Genomic DNA, 20,047 nt, shown 5'->3' with positions numbered 1-20,047 from the left:
CACGTGAAGCGCTTGATCCATATCGCCATTGCCACGCTGCTCGCCTGCACCGCGCCGACGGCTGTCGCGCAATCCGTTGCGCCAGCGGTGCTGGACCTGCGCGCGGCGATCAACCTCGCGCTCGAACGCAGTCCGGACATCGAACTGCAACGCTACAACGAAAGCGCGGCCGCCGGCATCGCACAGGGCAGCCGCGCGCCGTTCGACCTGGTCACCAGCGGCGCGATAGGCGCCAGCCGCGACGAGCGCCCGCTGCGCGCCGACGAACGCGCCAAGGCGCTGGCCGCCGGCACCGACCAACTGATCAACGCCAACACGCTGAGCTTCGGAGCCTCGCGCCAGCTCGACTCCGGCATCCAGCTGAGCGGCGTCTACGCCCTCACCCGCTCCGCCGACAACGTGCAGGAAGCGCAGAACATCCCGCGCCAGAGCAGCGACAAGCTGACCTTCACGGTGCGCGTGCCGCTGCAGAAAAATCCTGGCCGCGACCAGCTGGCCACCCGCAAAGCCACCGAACTGGAAGCCGCCGCAGCAAAGCGCGATACCGAACAAGTAGTGGCGCGCTCGGTGCTCAGTGTGGTACAGGCTTATTGGGACTGGGCCTCGCGCGTGGCCGCCGCCGACGTCGCGCAGAGCGCCGAGACCCGCATGCGGCAGCTGCGCCGCGAAACCGAGAAGATGGTGGCCGAGGACGAACTGCCGCCGTCGGAACTGAACCTGCTGACCGCCGCCATGACCGAGCGCGAAACGGCCCGCATCGGCGCCCAGCAGCGCGCCCGCGACGGCCGCTATGCGCTGGGACGTCTGTACGGCATGGGCGCGCTGGAAACCGAGACGCTGCCGCAGCCGTCCGAACTGCTGCCGGAACGCGCCGCCGGCGCCGGCCTCGAAGCATTGGGGCCGCACGCACTGGAACGGCGCGCCGACATCGCCGCGCTGCGTCTGCGTGAGCAGGCCATGGCGGAACGGCTGGAAGCGGCCCGCAGCAACAACAAGCCGGTGGCCGACCTCGATCTGTCGGCCTACTACGCCGGCCTGCGCGAAGGCACGCGTCCCTTGTCGGCCGCCTTCGATCCGACCGTGCACCGCAGCGGTCCCGGCGTCGCCGCCAAGTTATCGGTGCAATGGCCTGTCGAGAATTCCGCCAACAATGGCGCGCTGCGGCTGGCCGCCGCCAACACCGACAGCGCCCGCCTGCGCCGCAGCGTGCTGGAACAAACGGTGCTGGGCAATGTGGAAGCGGCCTACCTGGGCTACAACAGCTACGTCGCGCAGTTGCGCGCATCGGAGCAGACGATAGAGCGCTACCGCAGTGCGCTGAAGGACACGATCACCAAGCGCCAGTTGGGCAGCGCCACGCTGATCGACGTGCTGAATGTGGAGGACCGCCTGAACAACGCCATCCTGGCGCGGCTGCAGTACCAGCAAGCCTACGCGCTGGCCCGCGCACAGATCCTGTACGAGAGCGGCGCCCTGTTGCGGACCGCACCGGACGGTACGATGACGGTGGAACTGGAAGCAATCCGTCCCTGACGATCTGGTAGGCTAAACACATTGCCTCAAAACGACAGTCGGCTTCCGCCCCAAAGCCGCCTGTCGCCTTCCTAGCCTTGTTTAAAAACTCGATGAAGACTATTTGATTTACGACCGACGAGCAAACGCAAGAAATTCACTTTCTTTTGAATCCGCTACCCGTCTAGCCGCGATTGCAGCTCCCGGATTTTTCGCATTTAGCAAATCCCTATCTTCCTTCCAATCGGCCTTGTCGGGATCGCCGAAGCCTACCGTACTTCCGGCAACAATCAGAGCGTTCGTAACGGGCTCAATTGCCATCGACAACTCTTTCTCCGAGTACGTCGGCCCGCCAAATTTTGCCCCTGTAATATGCCAAAGAAATATTATATCGCGCTCCGCTTCATCACTTAGAAAATGAATCCATTCTTTTTCGGAATTTTCAAAATATGGCATTAGATTTATAAAATTAGAGGGGAGCCATGAGGGCGTTACTGCGTTGTCTGGTTTTGGCCGGATCAGCCCTCAATGCTCACTTCGTAAGGAGAAAAGAGAAGCGCTCTGCCAGCCCCCTCCATTGTTTCCCATTGCCGCCGGTAGCGGTTGCATTGGCAAGGCATGTATCAAGAATTTCCTGGGATCGAGGCTTCGACAACGTAATGTTGCCACTCTCCATGAAGGCATCCACGCCGCACCTAGCTCCAGCCATGTAGACGTCAAGATACTCAGGCATAGAGTACCCGCACCTTCAGCACTGCTCCGCCTTCACGTAAGTGCCAGAGCGGATCCATCCGGCTCCCGGTCAGCTTTGTGGAAAATACAACTTAGGCAACGTTACAATTTGCGCATTTTTATATTTAAACGGCTGATATAATTTATTTCGTTTCTGTGTTGTCATCAGAAACGAATTTTCTGAAATAATAGTTTCCTGGATGTACTTTTCAACCTAAATTAATGGGCTTAATATGCGTAGGATTTCAATGATCTCGATTCCGATATTTACATTAGCAATTTTTTCTTCTGTCGCCCAAGCGACGACTTACCCGTTCCAACCTACGCCCGTTCCTGACTACCCGACAGCTGAAAAAAGTTCGGCCGACGTCACAAGGCTGCGTCTATCCGTTTCGAGTGACAGTTCGATAAAAGAAGATAACTTAAAGATTGGTGATCTAATATTTTGCTCTTCAACTGCCTGTTTCAGGCCTACGCCTAAGACCTACATTTCGGCAAAATCCACAGAATTTGGTACTGCGACAATAGTATTTGATTCCGCAGTTCCATATGGCGATATAAGAACAATATTTTTTGGAGAGGTGGCCGGTCAAAAAATAATCTCTGGTCGAATTGAGCTCCCTTCAACTTTGAGTCTTGAAAAAGGATTTCAGGGTGCGGACATTTTAGTTTTGCTTAAAAAATCGATGTCGCGAAACAACGTGGTGTATGTTCCGACACGAGCCACCTCTACTTTAATGGATAGTACCGCACAGGCTGTATATTACGATCCAAGCTTTTCCTCTACCGTTAGTCTTCCACATGGCGTGACGCTAAAAATTCCTGAAGGATCTACCGACAGCCCGCAAATCTTTAGTGTTGCCGTCCGTGACGTTGGGAATTTCCGCCCAAGCATCGACATCTATCCATATATAAATACAAAAAAAGAATTCACCGTAACATCAACGACAGCGTTTAAAGCAAGATCAACATTAGTGCCTCCTCAGACGCCCCCACTTGTTCCCGACGCAGCGCAGAAGTCCATCTTAGAGAGCACGAATACTCCGCTCACAAGGAAATTTAATAAAACAGGAAATTTGAATTTTTCGCAGGTGAAAGATGATGCTTCCGCTAAACCGTCAATAGAAGCCCTCGCTACGGGCACGGTAACCCCCTGCTCCGTAACAATAGCAAATCCAACAAATCAGAATACAATAACCAACATGCTTCAAATAAACGGCACGCTTAATGTTAACTGGTGTGAACAGAGTGAGCCTTACATTCACATTGGTGTAATTGAGTTAAGCAAGTCTCCTGTAACCTATGGGCTTGCTTATTCTCAAAAATATCCCGAAGTTATGAATCTTAAACCGATTGTCGATTCAGATTTTTTAAGTAAGTCCACGATGACGGTCAACGGGTTTTATTGGGCTGGCGACGAGGGAACTGCCGATGGTCAAACAGGTAGGCCAAGCGGATATGTAAAATACAACAACAATCAGATAGGGGTGAACTACACATCTGGTGTTTCACAAGGGAACAAGAGGGTATTAACCTTCACGGGTGGGACCTTAAGTGCGCAGTGGACAGATAATGCCGCGATAAATAATTATTATGTAAATGATTTTGTAATAAGTTCTTCTACATCGATTGTAAGAGATGGCGTCTGCACTACCGATGGATTAAGAAATAGATGGTCGGCCCTCGGCGAAACCAATGGACGAATAGTTTTAATTTCCTCGACATCTGGTGGCGAAACAAGTGCTGCGAGCTTATGTGAGGTTTTTAAATCCTTAAATATCAGAAATGCAATTAGATTAGACGGTGGACCGAGCACGGCGATGACGTTTGGTCCCACTTTAGTGAACCCATTAACTGGCTTAGCTAGATTGAAGTATGGAAATATGCGGCGTATCGCATATTCTATAAAAATCTGGTTTAACAGGTAATTTCTTGGACGATTACTGTACGATGTAGCACAAGTCCGAAACAGCGGCGGCGATCCTGTGTACCCTCAAACTCTGGTCGGCGCTGCTACGCTATCGCGACGACGGAGTAACTGGTAAACGCCTACAATCATGTTGGTAAAGATTCGCTTGCAAAGCCAAATTGCGATAAAAGCATAAATGCTCCATTGTCTAATTCAGAAGCCGGATGTCGGTAGTAGAGGTGAGTGCGGCTGGAAAGTAAGAGACCCGCAGATGGTAACGGACTCTCAGAACTCTGACTCATATGACAGCGCGCGTTAGGGCAGTCTGAGCTACTATACAATGCTGTTCGCTCCCACGCTTCTTTCGCAAAAAGAGTCTCCGCTTTGAACAGTGCTGCAATTAAAGGCAATTAAAACGTTTCTCTGTCATCTTCAAAATAACTACACACTTCCTGCCGAAACTGCATATTCGAATCGACAAACTCATTTGCATGTTTGCCGTTCCAAGCGAAAGCTATCTGGTTCTCAGCTTGAGGCGTATACGTGCGAACAAAATTAGGTCTCTTTTCAAGTTGTGTTTGTAGTGACCGGCAGCTTCTGGCCGTTGTCGGCCGACTATGAGTGCTGATGCTCAAGGAAATCAGCCACCATTTGTTGCACTTCCTTTGAGGCACGCGAATGCTTGAGGACTTGGTTCATCACGGAGAGCCAGCCCACGCGTACATCCTGCGAAACCTCGGCATTCAAAATTCGATTCACCATCCAAACGTTTAGGTCTGCTGGTTGCCTCAGCACTGAATCTCTGAGAAAAGATTCATACCCAGGAATTGACTCCAGTTCATGGACAAGTGGTCCCGGCGAACCTAGCTCGGCGTTCGGGTGACGCTCGATCAGAGAGAGCGTCGCCGGCACTGCCGGTGTACGCAATTCGGGAGCAAGCGACTGCAAGCAATCAAGGATTTCGTGAAGGCGTCCGACATTATCGACTTCGTCAACCGGAACGAAAGCATCAAGCTCGGCCACCACATTTTCAACAATCATGAGAGCAATCGTTTCCTTAATCCGTCAAACAAGATGCCTGGCCGCTTGTGGCCGTTGTGAGCCCCTTGTGTCGAATGAAATTCTTTGCTGGTGCCCGGCTTTACTGCGCTCAGTAAAGCTCGTTTTGAGGCGCGCGTTTCTGCTGACACTTCTGTGATGCAGGCATGCTACTAGCGCAATCAGAACTCGAGCACTCTGAAGGCTTTCCCTCTATGCCTTCAGCACATTCACTAGAGGCTGAAGTGTCCACCTTCGCATCACCTTTCTCAGTATCAGCACGTGCATTGCCAATACCGGTTGGTGCCTCGTTCTGCTCCGGTGCCGCATGCGGCTGAATGACTGGTCTGCTACAGCTGGCCACTCTTAGCCGCCTGCCTCTGGACAGGATACACATGCTCACATTACTGCGCGCTAATTTTACGTATCAAATGGCTTTCTGAATCGGATATGTAAATGTTGCCTGCGGAATCCAGCGCCATGCCCGCAGGATTACGGAAACTGGCGGCGATACCGATGCCATCGATATCACTGTTGCTAGGATTGCCTGCAATGGTCGTCACCATTCCCCTTGCATCGATCTTGCGGATCAACCTATTGCCAGAATCCACCACGTAGACGTTACCAGACGTATCGACGGCAACCGCATTAGGCGCGAGGAAAGTAGCTGCGGTCCCCGCACCGTCAGCGCTGCCGCTCTTGCCATAGATGTCCCCCGCAAGAGAGGTGACTATCCCAGCCGCCGTAACCTCTCGAATTGAATTGTTAAGCGCATCGGTCACATAAACGTTACCCACGGCATCGACGATAACGCTGTCCGGAAATTCGAATGCTGCTGCATACGCAGGTCCATTGCCAAACACCGGCCTATCCGGGCTGCCACTGCCTGCATATGTCGTAACCAAACCTGTCGGGGTAACTTTGCGGATCATATTATTGGATGCGTCAGCGACATAAACATTGCCGGCAGCGTCGACCGAGACGTCAGTAGGGAAAGCGAAACTGGCGGCCGCGCCCATACCGTTTGCGCTGTTATAACTTCCGTCGCCGGCTAGGGTCGTAACCACTCCGCCGGGTGTGATCTTACGGATCAAATTGTTGCGCGAATCGGCCACATAGACGTTGCCAGATTTATCGACTGCAACGCCACCTGGATTATTAAAGCTGGCAGCGGTACCGGTGCCGTCTTTGTTGCCTGGCGCGCCGCTCCCCGCCAGCGTAGTAACAATACCTGCAGGTGTAATTTTTCGGATCAGATTGTTGCCGGAATCAGGCACGTACACGTTCCCTAAGGCGTCTACTGCGAGACGTCCAGGGGAATTAAAACTCGCCGCAGTCCCTATCCCGTCATTGCTTCCCATAACGCCGCTACCGGCAAACGTGGTAACCATCGCCTTAGCTGCATGGCATGACACCGCGATATTTGTGACGTTAGAATTGCTCACAGTACCAGCGCCATTATTCAGGACGCAAATGTCCGTAAACCCTTGTGGTTGACTGGCGATGCTCACATTGTAGGAGGTGCCACTGAGGAGTTTTGTCGGAAACGTGACGCTGTTGGCTCCGGGCACGACGGAAATCGTATCCGTTCCATTCGACAGGACCAGCCCCGATGCGGTCAGATTACTGATGCTGCTCGCTAAAGAGAATGTGCTGGGCGGCGAGGTGTCACTTCCGCCACCGCAAGCAGATAGCAGCATGCTCAAGAGAATAATGGCAGCTGCAGAGAATACAATTCGTTTCATAAATTCATCAATTCACAATAAATATCTGCGCACCTTGCGCAATAGAGATGTCTGTCTTTGGCCGGTTCCCGAACTACCACAACCATAGTGCCTTCAGTTCCTCGGCGATGAAAAAAGTAAGCTTTAATCCCAAGAAAACTAAGAAGCCAAAGCGAACGGCTTGCCATCTAGAGTTGAAGGAGCCATCACTGTCCTTGTGTGCGCGATGAATCTCCACGAATAGATGACGTGCAACGATCCACCAAAGAACGGCTTGCGGCAGATAGAGAGTCCATTGTGAAATAAGATCTGGAGGGAAGCTAAACAAGCAATACAGCCAGAAAACAATGAACGGAATAAACCACATCGCGACTTTTAAAAAAAGGTCGGCTCGACCAAGCGAAATCAGATCACGATAGATTAAATATGCCATTGCTAGCGGGCCACCGAAAAAGCCTCCCCATCCCAGTCCTCCCGCAGAATAAATAGAAACACGCCGAGAATCCGTACCCACCGCCGTAGGGGCAGTTGCAGAAGCTTCCATCGTAGACATAACCCTATAAGTATCAGATTTTTTCAAAGTCAATGTCGCTACTGGCCGGAGACGGTCGGACGGAACAGGATAGCATCTTGCTCAAGTGAAAAGATCACATATTGTCACGTCCAGTCGACCCCGTTTGTCTACAAAAGCTGGCAACACAAAGAAGTTAATGTGACGACTCGGAACACAAACAAGCTGCACTTGGCGGCAGACACGTTCATCCCTGCGGCCAACTCCCACGGTGACTCGCCTATAGCATCCCGATTTCCTTGAGCCAGTTTTCAACCAGCGATGGCCAGGACGAAACGGGATGTTCTTTATCCCTGAGGCCGAAGGCGTGTCCGCCCTTGGCAAAGAGATGCACCTCCGCCGGCACGCCCGCACGATCAAGCGCCCGCGCATAAAGCGTACTGTTGCAGATGGGGTCGACGGGGTCATCCCAAGCTTGCAGCAAAAATGTTGGCGGCGTTTTCTCTGTGACGCGAATGCTCGGATCGAGTGTGCCACCGGAACGACACAGGTGGCCCGGATAAAGCGCCACCGCAAAGTCAGGGCGGCTGCTCAACTTGTCCACTGCATCGACTGGCTTGTAGGTCAGCGCGAAAACGTTGCTGGTCTGCGCAACCAGATAACCGCCTGCCGAAAAACCGATCACGCCAATTTTGCCAGGATTGATGTCCAGTTCCTTGGCCCTGGATCGGACAAGCCTGATGGTCCTTTGCGCGTCCTGCAGCGCGCGCGGGACCTTAGGCGTAATAGAGCACTGGCATTTTTCATCCCAATGGTGATTGCCATTGGGAACGCGGTACTTGAGCAGCACGCAGCTAATGCCGCGCGACGTCAGCCAATCGCAGATTTCAGTACCCTCCAAATCCATGGCCAGGACCCTGAAACCTCCACCAGGAAATACCACTATCGCTGCCCCAGTATTCTGGCCCTTGGCCGCATACACCGTCATGGTCGGCTGGCTGACATCGGTAGCCTGGGTCCACCCTCCGTGTCCGGTCATAGGGCCGACAGACTCTGCCTTCGGGGAGGATATCGCATCAGGTACCGCGCCAGGCCAGATCGGAATCTGCACCTGACCCGGCGATGGTTGCCAGGTCTCAGCTTGAGCCGGAACGTTGCTGATCAATAGAACAAACAGAAACGAGAAGATGGTGCGTTTCTGCATGCTTTGGAACTGAGCTCGCAAGGGCCGCGCAGCTTGTCGAGACTTTTCATCTGGCCGGGTCAGGAACAATAAACCAAGAGCAAACAGCACACCTCGCACATTCATGAGCAACCTTGTCTTTAACGCCAGAGATCCGGCCGGATGCGCGGAGGATAGCATCTCGCCGGAGCGTCAAAGTACGCAGATTGTCACGTACCGGCTGGTTGCATCAACCGCCGTGGCCGCTGACAGTGCTGCGGAAGATCGGCAGCACCAGGCTGATGGGCCGCTCGTGGTGCACCAGTATCTCGCCCTGGCACAGTGAGCCGCTGGACACCGGTAACGAGCTGCCCGCCGCCGCCGACCACAGATAAGGATTGCGCGCCTCGGCGTCCGGCGCTGGATTCTGCGCCAGCGCGATGCGCACCGCATACGTGGCCGTGCCATGCGCCAGTTCGCGCATCAGCTCCGGATTGGTAATCGTGTTCATCAAGCCCTGCGGCGTGGCGGGATAGGCCGACGTCGATTTGACGCTGGCACGCAGCACGCCATGCTCCTCCTTGCGCGCGTGACCGGGCACCAGTTCGACCTGGTCGTTGGCCGCGATCTTCTTGCCGTCCGAGGCCGACACATACATCACCGCTTCCAGCCCGCCGCCATTGCCGCCGCCGTCCACCCGCTCGATGCTGACCACCGGCGTATCGCGCCGCACCGCGCTGTTGACGGACGCCTTGATCTCCACCACCCGGCCCGCCACCTGGCTGCGCAGGCGCGTCACCGACTGGCTCTGCGCCTCCAGCCCAGCCAGCTCACGCCGCGCCTCGTTGAGCTGCAAATCCAGCTTGGACCGGCTGCCGCCGGCCACCCGCTCGTAGTCGGTGGTGCGCTTGTCCAATTCCGCCAGCTTGCGCTGCGTGTCCTCCAGCCCGGCGCGCGCATCGGCCAGGTCCAGTGGTGTTTGCGCCGCCGCCCGCGCGGTGATCAGGCCGTCGGCGCGCAGGCGCTGGTCCAGTTCCATCTGCTGCTCCAGGATGCGGATACGCTTGCGGTCCGATTCCAGCCGCAGCGCCAGTGCGCCGCGCTGCTCGGCCATGCTGTCACCGTTCAGGCGCTGGCTGCGCTGCGCCTCGGTGTGCGCCACCTTGGCCACGGCCTCCACGTCGGCCAGCTTGACGCGCGCGTTGGCGATCTTCTCGGACAGCTCTGGAGTTGCTACCACAGCAACTTCCTGCCCCGCCTCGACCATGGCGCCCGGCTGCACCAGCAGTTCGGTGATCTGCCCCGCCATGTCCGCCGTGACGTCGCTGACGCCCTGCGGATGCATGATGATGCAGCTGCCGGCCACCCGCGTGGGGATGTCGCCGAACACGCTCCACAGGATCACCACGCCGATGACCAGCCCCAGCCCGGCCAGGTTGGCCCAGGCCGTCCAGCTGACGCGCGCCACGTGATGGTCGAAGCCGCGCAGCGAGTCGGGCAATTTGGCGGGGAAATCTTGGTGTTCTTTCATGAACGTAATTATAATTCGGAACTGGCCTATACAAGATGAACAAACTACGGTATAGTACCGCCTGTCGCTGCAATGAGCGTACCGCCAACCTGGTGGTGCCGATTGATCAGCCAGGTAGTACTAGCAGCTTCGCAAGCCTTAGCGCATCACACTGATGTCGCTTATAAAGCCCTCCCGCCTTTGGTGTCGCACCTGACACCGTCCCGGCGCAAAGCTTTTGTGCCGAAATTTCTTTCGATTTTGATTGAGTCATTTCGTTTTGGTAGGCGTTGCTATTTCGCGTTCGGCTTTTGCACGAGCGCTGATTTTTACGAAAGAACAGCATGACATTTGAAGCACTTGGTCTCAACACGTCCCTGATTAAAGCCCTGACCGACGCCGGCTACACCGCGCCGACTCCCGTTCAGCAGCAGGCTATCCCTGCAGCGATCGCAGGCAAGGACTTGTTGGTTTCCTCGCAAACCGGTTCCGGCAAGACTGCAGCGTTCATGCTGCCGTCGCTGCACCGTTTGTCCGAGATCGACCCGGCAGCCGCCGGCAAGACTCCGAATCAAGAAATGCAAGCCGCCCGCGCCCGTGGCGAGCGTCCACGTTTCAAAGCCGCACAGCCAAAAATGCTGGTGTTGACCCCAACCCGCGAACTGGCCCTGCAAGTAACCTCCAATACCGACAAGTACAGCGTCAACCTGCGTCGTCTGAAAGCAGTGTCGATCCTGGGCGGTATGCCTTACCCTAAACAGATGCAACTGCTGGCCAAGAATCCTGAGATTCTGGTGGCAACCCCTGGCCGTCTGATCGACCACATGGAATCGGGCAAGATCGATTTCTCGCAACTGGAAATCCTGGTGCTGGACGAAGCCGACCGCATGCTGGACATGGGTTTCATCGACGACATCGAAAAGATCGTCGAAGCGACCCCGTCGACCCGCCAGACCATGCTGTTCTCGGCCACGCTGGACGGCGTCGTCGGCAACATGGCGCGCCGCATCACCAAGGATCCGCAAGTGATCCAGATCCTGAGCGCCGCCAACAAGCATGAAAACATCACCCAGCGCGTGCACTTCGTCGACGACCTGTCGCACAAGAACCGCCTGCTGGACCATCTGCTGCGCGACGACTCGCTGGACCAGGCCGTTGTGTTCACCGCCACCAAGCGTGACGCCGACACCATCGCCGACCGCCTGAACATCGCCGGTTTCTCGGCCGCCGCACTGCATGGCGACATGCATCAGGGCGCCCGTAACCGCACGCTGGACAGCCTGCGCCGCGGCCAGGTCAAGATCCTGATCGCCACCGACGTTGCCGCCCGCGGTATCGACGTGCCGACCATCACCCACGTGTTCAACTACGATCTGCCGAAGTTCCCGGAAGATTACGTCCACCGCATCGGCCGCACTGGCCGTGCAGGCCGCAACGGCCTGGCGATCTCGCTGGTGAACCACGCTGAAGGCATGAACGTCAAGCGCATCGAACGCTTCACCAAGCAGCTGATTCCGGTCAACGTCATCGAAGGCTACGAGCCGAAGAAGACTGCGTCGGCAGCACGTTCGACCTCGCGTCCAGGCGGCTGGAAACCGGGCGACAACCGCACCGGCGCCAAGCCATCGGGCCAGCGCACGTTCAGCAAGCCAGGCGCGCCGCGCAAAGAAGGCAGCACCGGCGGCGGCTACAAGGGCAGCAACCCGCGCAGCACCGACGGCGCACGCCGCAGCTACGGCGACCGTTAATCGTCGCCAGGCTTCAAATGAAAACGCCCCTTGTGGGCGTTTTTTTTCGTCGACGCCTGCGGAATGCGGCGGAAAGTCGGATACTTCATGACACAGCAGCACTTTCGAAAGGAGCGGTCATGAAGCAGCAGCAAAGCGCAGGATGGCAAGGCACGGGCGGCAATATGTGGGTTGAAGCGCAGGAACTGCTCGACCAGATGTTCCAGCCGATCGAAGACCTGCTGATGCAAGGGCTGCCGGCGGACACGCGACGGCTTCTGGACGTGGGCTGCGGCACCGGCGCCACCACGCTGGCAGCCGCGCGCAGGCTTGGCCCGGACAGCCATTGCGCCGGCATCGACATTTCCGGCGCGGTGATCGAAGCCGCCCGCGAGCGCGCCGCGCAGGCCTGCTCCAACGCCTGCTTCATCCAGGACGACGTGCAATCGCACGCATTCGAACCGGCCAGCTACGACACCATCATCTCCCGCTTCGGCGTGATGTTCTTCGACGATCCCGTCGCAGCGTTCCGCAATCTGAGACTGGCCGCGCGCGGCAACGCGACGCTGCGGCTGATCGCCTGGCGCGGTGCGGAAGACAATCCCTTCATGACCACCGCCGAACGGAGCGCGGCCGCCCTGCTGCCCCAGTTGCCCGTCCGCGTGCCGGACGAACCGGGCCAGTTCGGCTTTGCCGACCGCGACCGGGTGCGAACAATACTTGAGCACAGCGGCTGGGAGCGGATCGACATCGAGCCGCTCGACGTCGTGCGCAGCTTCCCGGAAAAAGAACTGCTGCGCTACATCACCAGGATGGGCCCGGTCGGCAGACTGTTGCAGACTGTGGACGACCACACACGCCAACAAGTGGCCAGCACCGCGCGCGCCGCCTTCGAACCCTTTGTCCACGGCGATGAAGTCCGTTACACCGCCGCCTGCTGGGACATCCGTGCAGGCGCGAGCGACCAGCATTAACAGGGCATCGGGCTCAGTGTCCCCGGAGTTTGCACAATACGCAGGAGATCGCGCCGGTTACGGCCAGCATCGCCGCCATGTGTACGCCGACGGCCGCCAGCGCCAGCAGCAGCGAGCCGGATGCGGTGATCTCGCGCGCCGGAGACCCGGCCAGGCACAGCGGAATCAATGCCGGCACCAGCATCAACCCGGCGCCGTGCAGCGTGCACATCATGAAGGACCACAAGGCCAGGCCTGCCCGCCGACGGCGGCACAACAGCAGCGCCGCCAGCAGAACTCCGGCCAGCGCCAGCAGCACATCCCGATCCATCGCCATGCCCAGCGCGACGGCGCCAGCCACCAGCGCCACCGATGCCGCGTGTCCGGCCGCGATCGGCACCAGCGCCAGCAGCGCCAGCGTCCGGTCGCGCGCCGCAGCGGCGAACAGCCAGCCGGTGGCGGGATTCAGGCCGTGCAAGGCCCCCGCCCCGGCCACCGCCAGCCATGGCCATAAGCTCGACATGGCATGCGCTCACGAATGCGAACAGCACGAGCCGGCCGCCGGCACCGTTTCATAGCGGTCGTGGTAACGCACCCACGCCATCGTATAAGGCAGCCCCTCCTCGTTGCGGCCCAGCGGCGTCAGATCGAGGAAGTTATAGGTGTGCATCATCACTTCAACGCCACGGCCGTAGGTCGAGTAGGTGTGGAACACCTCGCCCGCATCGTTTTTGTAGAACACGCTGACGCCGGGCGCGTCCGGATGCGGGAACGGCTGCTTCTGGTAGTTGTAGTAGACCTCGCCCGTGGCCAGGTCTTCCGGCTTGAAGCTGACGTCGAAGTCATAGTTGAAATCGCCGTCGTCCGACGACACCCACTTGAAATGCCAGCCCATGCGCTGGCGGAAGCGTTCGATGTCGGCCAGCGGCGCGCGCGAGACGGCCACCAGCGTCGTGTCGCGCTGCGCCAGGTGCGCCAGTGCGCCATCGGTGTGGTCGGCCATGTACGAGCAGTGCGAACAGCCCTGTTCCGCTCCCGGCGTGAACATGAAATGCTGCACCACCAACTGGCGGCGGCCTTCAAACAGGTCGGCGAGCGAGCGCCGGCCTTCCGGCGTATCGAACACATAGTTCTTGTCGATGCGCACCCACGGCAGCGCGCGGCGCTCGCGGGCGATCTGGTCGTGCAGGCGCATCAGTTCCTTCTCGCGCACCAGCAGGGCCTTGCGCTCTTGTACCCATTGCTCATTGGAGACAACGGTGTGTGCTTCAGTAGTCATTACGGTATCCATGATGTTCTCCTTTGCTTAATTGGCGGGACGACGCACGGCGCGGACTTTGCCGCTCTCGCCGCCGCCGCAATAAAACAGGCTGGCGCCGTCCGATTCGAGGCCGCTGACGGCGGTGCCGGCCGGCATTTCCAGCCGTTCCAGCACGGCGCCGGTCTTGGGATCGATGTGGCGGATATCGCTGTCGTCGCCCTCCCACGTCGCGTGCCACAGCTCGCCGTCGACCCAGGTCACGCCGGTGACGAAACGGTTGGAATCGATGCTGCGGATCAGCGTGCCGGTGACGGGATCGATCTGGTGGATCTTGCGCGCCCGGTACTCGCCCACCCACAGGCTGCCCTCGGCCCAGGCCATGCCCGAGTCTGCGCCATGGCCGGGTGCCGGTATCGACGCCACCACCTTGCCGTCGGCCGGGTCGATCTTGTCGATGCGCTGCTCGGCGATCTGGTACAGGTACTTGCCGTCGAAGGCCGTGCCGGCGTCGCAGGCACAGTCCAGTGAGCGGGCAAGCTTGCCGCTGGCGGGATCGAAGGCGATCAGTTTGTCGCCGGTGGCGGCCCAGACGCGCTGGCCATCGTGGGTAACGCCGGCTATTTTGCTGGCGCCGTCGAACGGGCCATACTCGCGCACGATTTCTGCCGTGCGTACTTTTTCCTTGCTGGTCATTGCTGCCTCCTTGAGTAGCGCCTCGGATCGGCGCCGCACGACAACTTTATGCGATCGGCAGTGCGGCGGGGAGTAACAAGATTGTCGTGTATCCGGCCAGCGGCGGCGACAGCCAGCGCCGGGTGCGCGTCTGGCCGATCGAACGCACCCGGCCCGCCGTCTCCAGTTCTGCCAGCGCGCGCTGGATGGTGCGCTGGCTGTCGCCCAGCGCCATCGCCAGGGCCGAGGTGGACCAGGCGGCGCCGTCGGACAGCAGCGCCAGCAGCGAGGCCTGGTCGCCGGCGATGGGCGGAGCCAGCACGGCCACTTCTCGCCCGGCCAGCGGCCTCAGGGCGAAGCCGCGCGCGGTGGCCTCGATCTGCGCCATGCCGGCCACCAGCGCGCGCAGGCGGCTGATTTCGACACGCAGGCGGGCGCGGTGCGTCTCGTCCGGCTGATGGGTGCGGAATGCGCTGGCGATCAAGGCTTCCCGGCCGATATCGCCGGGCCATGCCTCGGCCAGCGCAAGTGCCAGCGCAAACAGTATCGGACGGCGCGCCAGCGACTGCCATGCGTCCCCCGCACTCAGTCCGCGACGGCAGGCGTCGAGCACCAGCACGTCCGAGTCCAGCAGCGCCGCCACTTCGTCGAGACGCAGCGCCTGTTCGCCGCCGGCCAGCAGGCGCCGCGCGGCGGGACGATCGAGTGCGGCCTGCGCCTCCTTCACCTCGGCCAGCAAGGCCGGCACGCGGGCGCGTTCGGCCGCATCGTGCGCGCGGCCCAGCGCCGCCCGCGCCTGGGCGACGCGCAGCGACCGCAGGGCCAGCTCCGCCGCCGCCAGTTCGGCCACCGCCGCCAGCGCTGGCGGCAGGCTGTGGCCATTGAGTCCGGTCAGCGTCGCCTCGGCTTCGTCAAGGCGGCCAAGCAGCAACTGCCTGCGCGCCGCGATGAGCCGGGCCTGCAGCGCATTGGCATGATCGGCGTGCGCTTCAAGAACGGCAAGCGCCGACGCCAGCGCGCGCGGCGAACCGCCAAAGTCGCGCACGGCCAGCGCCACTTCGGCCTCGGCGACCACGCAGCGGGCGCGCGCAAGTTCCTCGTGGGCGCCGAATTCGCGTGCGGCGCGACGCAGCAGCTCACGCGCGCGCGGGTGCTCGCCCAGTTGCGCCATCGCGATGCCGCGCAACGCCAATGCCGGAGGATCATCCCGCAACGCGATCCGCTTCAGCGCGCCCAGCGCGTCGCCGGCGGCGAGCGCGCGCGCGGAAGCGGCGATCAGCGAATCCATCGCTGTGCTGCCCTATTTGCGGCCTTATTTATCGTTCCACCCTATGCCGTCGAAAATCTTGTCCCGGCATTTTTCTATCCTGGACTCGCGGGTACTGGATTGCTTGGCACCCGCGAAATACAGCAGATAGCCGCGTTGCCGGCCGGGCGTCAACGCCTGAAAAGCATCCCGGTAAGCAGGATCGTCATCCAGCACGCGCCGGAACTCCTCGGGCACAGGGAATTCCTCGGTCTTTTTCATCTCGATCTTCAAGCCAGCCTTTTCCACCTCGATGGCTTCCTTGATATAGGCTTTCAAGGTCGGCGCCAGCTTGGTGATTTCCTTGAGGCTGGTGAAGCGTATCTGCCGTCCCGACTGCACGTTCTCCGTCTGCGTGATGAGGATGCCCTTGGGATCCTTGAGCAAGACACCCTTCATGAACAGCAGCGCGCAGTACTCCTTGAAGCCGTGGATTAAAACGATGTTCTTGTCGTCGAAGGTGTAGCAGGGAACGCCCCACTTCAGTTCTTCGGTCAGGTCGCAGGCCAGCACGATCTCGCGCAATTTCTCGCATTCTTCCCGCCACTGCTTGATCCTGCCCATGTACGCATCAACCTTGGGGTTCACTTTTTTCCTCCAATATAGATAGCCTTGCGGGTCGCCCAGACGATCGGCAGCCCGAACAAAAAGATGTGAGATGCCAGGTCCATGACGGTGGCCAGCGGTTTGAACGTGACCGGGCGCGGGAAGGCCGACAGTGGCAGCACCACCAGCCGCATGGCGAGGAAAACGACGATGCCGTACCCGATGGCGGAGACCAGCGGACGCGCCGCCAGTCCCGGCGACTGCCTGGCCGCCAGCAGGAACAGCGTCATCCACACCAGGCTCAAGGCGAAATGGCATAGCAGCCCCACGGCGGCCGTCGCCGTGCCGCCGGTGAACGCCTCCTTGCCCAGCAGGCCGCTGGCGACGATCTGCAGCAAGCGCTCCGGCGTCAGGCCGTTGTAGATGCCAAAGGAAATCGCGAATGTGATGTCCAGGATGCCGGCGATCAGGCCGCCGATCAGGATGGCGCGTGGAATGGACCAGGTCCGCATGGATTACCCCTCCCTTACCGGCAGCCAGCCCGGCTTGTTTTCAACATACAGCTCGCGCTGCACTGGTCCGTCGTATTCCCGCTCCAGCGTGCCCAGGGTGATGGCGATGCGGTCCGGCGACTGGGTGCTGCGCCAGAACAGCGTCGAGCCGCAAACGCGGCAGAAGCCGCGCCGGCCATGGTCGGACGACGCGTACTCCGTCACCAGATCCGCGCCGCGCTCGACGACGTAGCCGGCACGGTCCACATTGGCGTAGGAGCCGGCGGCGGCCCCATGCTGCTTCTGGCACATGGTGCAATAGCAATGGCTGGCGTGCCTGACCGGCCCCTCGGCCCGGTATGCCACGCCGCCGCATAAACAACTTCCGTTGAATTGACTTGTCTCACTCATCGCCGATATCCCCGCCTTGAAGTGAAAATCAGTATAACAAAAGCTTGCCAAAACAAGCACACTTCCATTTTTGAGATAACATGTCAAGTTCATCCCTAGAAAGCGCCCCTTGTCCGCCTATACATTCCTGCGCACCGCCGCCGGCCTGGCCCTGGCCGTCGCGGCACTCCACTGCAACGCCGACGACAGCGCTGCGGCGCTGCTCGACCGCGCCCGCAGCGCCGTGGGAGGCGACGCCTGGGACCAGGTCAGCACGCAGCACACCGATTTCGTGCGCACCTACCTGGGCCACGACGATGCCGGCAGCAGCGATATCGACTATGCCACCGGCCGCTACGCGCAGCGCATTCCGTCGTCGGCGGTGGCGCGGCTGATCTCCAATTCGGACGGCCGCGATTTCTGGCGGCAGAAAATGGGCCAGCTGGAAAAGCTGGAAGGCGCGGCCGGCAGCCCGGCCCAGCACCTGGGCCGCCAGTCCTACGCCTACTGGTTCGCCCGCGGCAAGGCGCGCACGCTGCAATTGCTGCCGCCGCGCCGGCACGACGGCGTCGATTACGCCATCGTCCGCGTCACGCTGGACGCGGGCAACTCCTTCGATTACTGGATCAATACCGCCAGCCAGCGCATCGAGCGCCGCCAGGAAACGGTGGACGGCGTGGCCATGATCATCGACTACCGCGATTTCCGCACCGTCGGCGCCGTGACGCTGCCGTTCGAAGAGCATTACCGCAACGCCAACGACAACAAGGACGAGGAAGTGCTGCGCATCTCCGGCATCGTCCTCAACCGCCCGGCCGCGCAGATGGATTTCTCGCTGCCGCGACCGGCCGCCATCCAGGGTTTTTCCGCCGCGCGGCAGGCCGTGACCGTGCCGTTCGAGCCCTGCCTCGGTCACATCTGCGTCAAGCTGACGCTCAACGGCCAGGGCCCGTTCCGCTTCATCCTCGACACCGGCGCCCCCAACGTCATCAGCGACCGGCTGTACAAGAAGCTGCAACTGCCGGCGCAAGGCGTGGCGCTGCTGCACGGCCTGGGCGAGCACACCGAGCGCGGCGCGCTGACCACGATAGACCGGATCGCGCTGGCCGGCCTGACGCTGGACCGCCAGGCCTTTTTCACCAGCCCGACGCTGGACGAACTGCCGGTCGACGGCACCATAGGCTACGAATGGCTGTGGAACACTCCCACGCTGATCGACTACGCCGCCCGCCAGCTGACCTTCTACGATCCGGCCAGCTTCGTCTACCACGGCTCGGCCGCCGCCATGCCGCTGACCTTCCACAACAAGATCCCGCAGATCGAAGCGGTGCTCGACGGCCTGCCGGGCAAGTTCAACATCGACACCGGCAGCGACTATTCGCTCACGATGAGCAAGGCCTTCGTCGACCGCCACGCGCTGGTCGACAAATACCGGGCCGGCGACGCGGTCCAGGTCAGCCGCGCCGTCGGCGGCATGACCCGGGTGCTGGCCACGCGCGGCAAGCTGTTTGAAATGGGCGGCGTGCGCATCGCCAACCCGGTGCTGGAACTGTCGCAGCAACCGGCCGGCTCGCAGAACGGCACCGATATCGCCGGCAACATCAGCAACGGCATCCTGCGCCAGACCAGCATCCTGTTCGACTACCAGGGCGGCAAGGTGTACATCGCGCTCAATCAGTCCGCCGACGAATAGTTTTGCATCCCGACACAATATCCGCAGCCCAGGCCCGTCTTCAAACGCATGACACCGCCGAATTCAAGCATCGACCAGGACATCACTGCCACCGTGTTGCGGGAACGCTCGCGCCTGGGCAATTTTATCCGGCGCCGGGTCAGCGATCCGACCGATGCGGACGACATCCTGCAGGATGTGTTCTACGAGTTCACCGAGGCCTACCGCCTGCCCGAACCGATCGAACAAGTGAGCGCCTGGCTGTTCCGCGTGGCGCGCAACCGCATCATCGACCGCTTCCGCAAGAAAAAGGAAGTGGCGCTGGACGACATGACCGACGAGGACGGCGAAGAATATCGCCTCGACCTGCTGCTGCCCTCGGCCGAGGGCAGCCCGGAAGACGCCTACACCCGCACCCTGCTGCTGCAGGCGCTGCAGGTGGCGCTGGAAGAATTGCCCGCCAACCAGCGCGAAGTGTTCATCGCGCACGAGCTGGACGGCACCAGCTTTAAAGAAATGTCCGCGCAATGCGGCACCCCTGTGAACACCTTGCTGGCGCGCAAGCGCTATGCGGTCCTGCATTTGCGCTCGCGCCTGCAGGACTTTGTCTGACAAAGAATTGAAAGGAGAATTGAAATGAAACGCAAACTGTTGTTCCTGCCCCTGATCCTCGCCTGCATCGCCCTGCTGGCCGCCGTCGTGATGCTGCTGTGGAACTGGGTGACGCCCGCATTGTTCCCCGCCGCGTTACAAATCGACTACTGGCACGCGCTGGGCTTGTTGGTACTATGCCGTATCCTGTTCGGCGGCTTCAAGGGACGCCACGGCGGAGGCCACGAGCGCTGGTACCGCTGGCATGCAATGACAGATGAAGAGCGCGAGCAATTCCGTCAAAAATTCATGGGCCGCTGCCGCCCGAATGGAGAATAAA

General features: G+C 59.7%; 20 protein-coding genes. 7 read left to right on the top strand and 13 right to left on the bottom strand.

Features of this window, described 5'->3' with window-relative positions; translation table 11 throughout:
* Window positions 1-3: 3 nt before the first annotated feature.
* Window positions 4-1,533 carry a TolC family protein gene (locus ABWW33_RS14195; protein WP_353402328.1) on the top strand — a complete coding sequence of 510 codons (1,530 nt, stop codon included), beginning with the start codon at window positions 4-6 and terminating at the stop codon, window positions 1,531-1,533.
* A gap of 108 nt (window positions 1,534-1,641) precedes the next feature.
* Here ABWW33_RS14195 and ABWW33_RS14190 read toward each other — a convergent pair whose 3' ends face one another.
* Window positions 1,642-1,968, bottom strand: a complete 327-nt coding sequence (locus tag ABWW33_RS14190; RefSeq protein WP_353402326.1) for a hypothetical protein — start codon at window positions 1,966-1,968, stop codon at window positions 1,642-1,644.
* A gap of 524 nt (window positions 1,969-2,492) precedes the next feature.
* Here ABWW33_RS14190 and ABWW33_RS14185 point away from each other — a divergent pair.
* Window positions 2,493-4,172: a phosphodiester glycosidase family protein gene (locus ABWW33_RS14185; protein WP_353402324.1), complete on the top strand. Its 1,680-nt coding sequence runs from the start codon at window positions 2,493-2,495 to the stop codon at window positions 4,170-4,172.
* A 596-nt stretch (window positions 4,173-4,768) separates the two neighbouring features.
* Here the strand turns inward: ABWW33_RS14185 and ABWW33_RS14180 are convergent.
* The 5 genes from ABWW33_RS14180 to ABWW33_RS14160 form a co-directional block, all read right to left on the bottom strand.
* Window positions 4,769-5,194, bottom strand: a complete 426-nt coding sequence (locus ABWW33_RS14180) for a hypothetical protein (protein ID WP_353402322.1) — start codon at window positions 5,192-5,194, stop codon at window positions 4,769-4,771.
* A 401-nt stretch (window positions 5,195-5,595) separates the two neighbouring features.
* The gene (locus ABWW33_RS14175; protein WP_353402320.1) at window positions 5,596-6,936 is read right to left on the bottom strand and encodes an NHL repeat-containing protein; all 1,341 of its coding nucleotides are present in this window, start codon (window positions 6,934-6,936) and stop codon (window positions 5,596-5,598) included.
* Between the two features lie 73 nt (window positions 6,937-7,009).
* The gene (locus tag ABWW33_RS14170; protein ID WP_353402318.1) at window positions 7,010-7,459 is read right to left on the bottom strand and encodes a hypothetical protein; all 450 of its coding nucleotides are present in this window, start codon (window positions 7,457-7,459) and stop codon (window positions 7,010-7,012) included.
* Window positions 7,460-7,706: 247 nt separating this feature from the next.
* Entirely contained in the window at window positions 7,707-8,735 is a 1,029-nt protein-coding gene (locus ABWW33_RS14165) for an alpha/beta hydrolase (protein WP_353402316.1), read from the bottom strand.
* 103 nt (window positions 8,736-8,838) lie between these two features.
* Window positions 8,839-10,119 (bottom strand): NHLP bacteriocin system secretion protein, encoded by a 1,281-nt coding sequence (locus tag ABWW33_RS14160; protein WP_353402315.1) that lies wholly within the window; start codon window positions 10,117-10,119, stop codon window positions 8,839-8,841.
* 323 nt (window positions 10,120-10,442) lie between these two features.
* On the opposite strand from ABWW33_RS14160, the gene ABWW33_RS14155 reads away from it, so the two are divergent.
* Window positions 10,443-11,846: a DEAD/DEAH box helicase gene (locus ABWW33_RS14155; protein ID WP_353402313.1), complete on the top strand. Its 1,404-nt coding sequence runs from the start codon at window positions 10,443-10,445 to the stop codon at window positions 11,844-11,846.
* Window positions 11,847-12,010: 164 nt separating this feature from the next.
* Window positions 12,011-12,799, top strand: a complete 789-nt coding sequence (locus tag ABWW33_RS14150) for a methyltransferase domain-containing protein (protein WP_353402311.1) — start codon at window positions 12,011-12,013, stop codon at window positions 12,797-12,799.
* A gap of 13 nt (window positions 12,800-12,812) precedes the next feature.
* On the opposite strand, the gene ABWW33_RS14145 is transcribed toward ABWW33_RS14150, so the two are convergent.
* Genes ABWW33_RS14145 through ABWW33_RS14115 form a run of 7 tightly spaced genes read right to left on the bottom strand, consistent with a single transcriptional unit; the run spans window position 12,813 to window position 17,465 of the window.
* Window positions 12,813-13,301 carry a hypothetical protein gene (locus ABWW33_RS14145; protein ID WP_353402309.1) on the bottom strand — a complete coding sequence of 163 codons (489 nt, stop codon included), beginning with the start codon at window positions 13,299-13,301 and terminating at the stop codon, window positions 12,813-12,815.
* Between the two features lie 9 nt (window positions 13,302-13,310).
* On the bottom strand, window positions 13,311-14,057 hold the full coding sequence (locus tag ABWW33_RS14140) for a DUF899 domain-containing protein (RefSeq protein ID WP_353402307.1): 747 nt from the start codon (window positions 14,055-14,057) through the stop codon (window positions 13,311-13,313).
* A 27-nt stretch (window positions 14,058-14,084) separates the two neighbouring features.
* Window positions 14,085-14,732 (bottom strand): Vgb family protein, encoded by a 648-nt coding sequence (locus tag ABWW33_RS14135; RefSeq protein ID WP_353402305.1) that lies wholly within the window; start codon window positions 14,730-14,732, stop codon window positions 14,085-14,087.
* A 46-nt stretch (window positions 14,733-14,778) separates the two neighbouring features.
* Window positions 14,779-15,999: a helix-turn-helix domain-containing protein gene (locus tag ABWW33_RS14130; RefSeq protein ID WP_353402304.1), complete on the bottom strand. Its 1,221-nt coding sequence runs from the start codon at window positions 15,997-15,999 to the stop codon at window positions 14,779-14,781.
* A gap of 24 nt (window positions 16,000-16,023) precedes the next feature.
* Window positions 16,024-16,605 carry a YdeI/OmpD-associated family protein gene (locus ABWW33_RS14125; protein WP_353402302.1) on the bottom strand — a complete coding sequence of 194 codons (582 nt, stop codon included), beginning with the start codon at window positions 16,603-16,605 and terminating at the stop codon, window positions 16,024-16,026.
* On the bottom strand, window positions 16,602-17,075 hold the full coding sequence (locus ABWW33_RS14120) for a hypothetical protein (RefSeq protein ID WP_176653817.1): 474 nt from the start codon (window positions 17,073-17,075) through the stop codon (window positions 16,602-16,604). Before ABWW33_RS14120 ends, ABWW33_RS14125 begins: the two co-directional genes overlap by 4 nt.
* Window positions 17,076-17,078: 3 nt before the next feature.
* Window positions 17,079-17,465, bottom strand: a complete 387-nt coding sequence (locus tag ABWW33_RS14115; protein WP_436142530.1) for a GFA family protein — start codon at window positions 17,463-17,465, stop codon at window positions 17,079-17,081.
* A gap of 109 nt (window positions 17,466-17,574) precedes the next feature.
* Between ABWW33_RS14115 and ABWW33_RS14110 the strand changes: the two genes are divergently transcribed.
* The 3 genes from ABWW33_RS14110 to ABWW33_RS14100 are packed head-to-tail and all read left to right on the top strand — an operon-like array spanning window position 17,575 to window position 20,046.
* Window positions 17,575-19,137: a retroviral-like aspartic protease family protein gene (locus ABWW33_RS14110; RefSeq protein ID WP_353402298.1), complete on the top strand. Its 1,563-nt coding sequence runs from the start codon at window positions 17,575-17,577 to the stop codon at window positions 19,135-19,137.
* Window positions 19,138-19,185: 48 nt separating this feature from the next.
* The gene (locus ABWW33_RS14105) at window positions 19,186-19,728 is read left to right on the top strand and encodes an RNA polymerase sigma factor (protein WP_176653815.1); all 543 of its coding nucleotides are present in this window, start codon (window positions 19,186-19,188) and stop codon (window positions 19,726-19,728) included.
* Between the two features lie 24 nt (window positions 19,729-19,752).
* On the top strand, window positions 19,753-20,046 hold the full coding sequence (locus ABWW33_RS14100; protein ID WP_176653814.1) for a hypothetical protein: 294 nt from the start codon (window positions 19,753-19,755) through the stop codon (window positions 20,044-20,046).
* Window position 20,047 lies beyond the last annotated feature (1 nt).

The organism is Duganella hordei, assembly GCF_040369125.1.
GTDB lineage: Bacteria > Pseudomonadota > Gammaproteobacteria > Burkholderiales > Burkholderiaceae_D > Rugamonas > Rugamonas hordei.
Note: the sequence above shows the minus strand (reverse complement) of the source record. Positions and strands in the feature narration are given on the sequence as shown.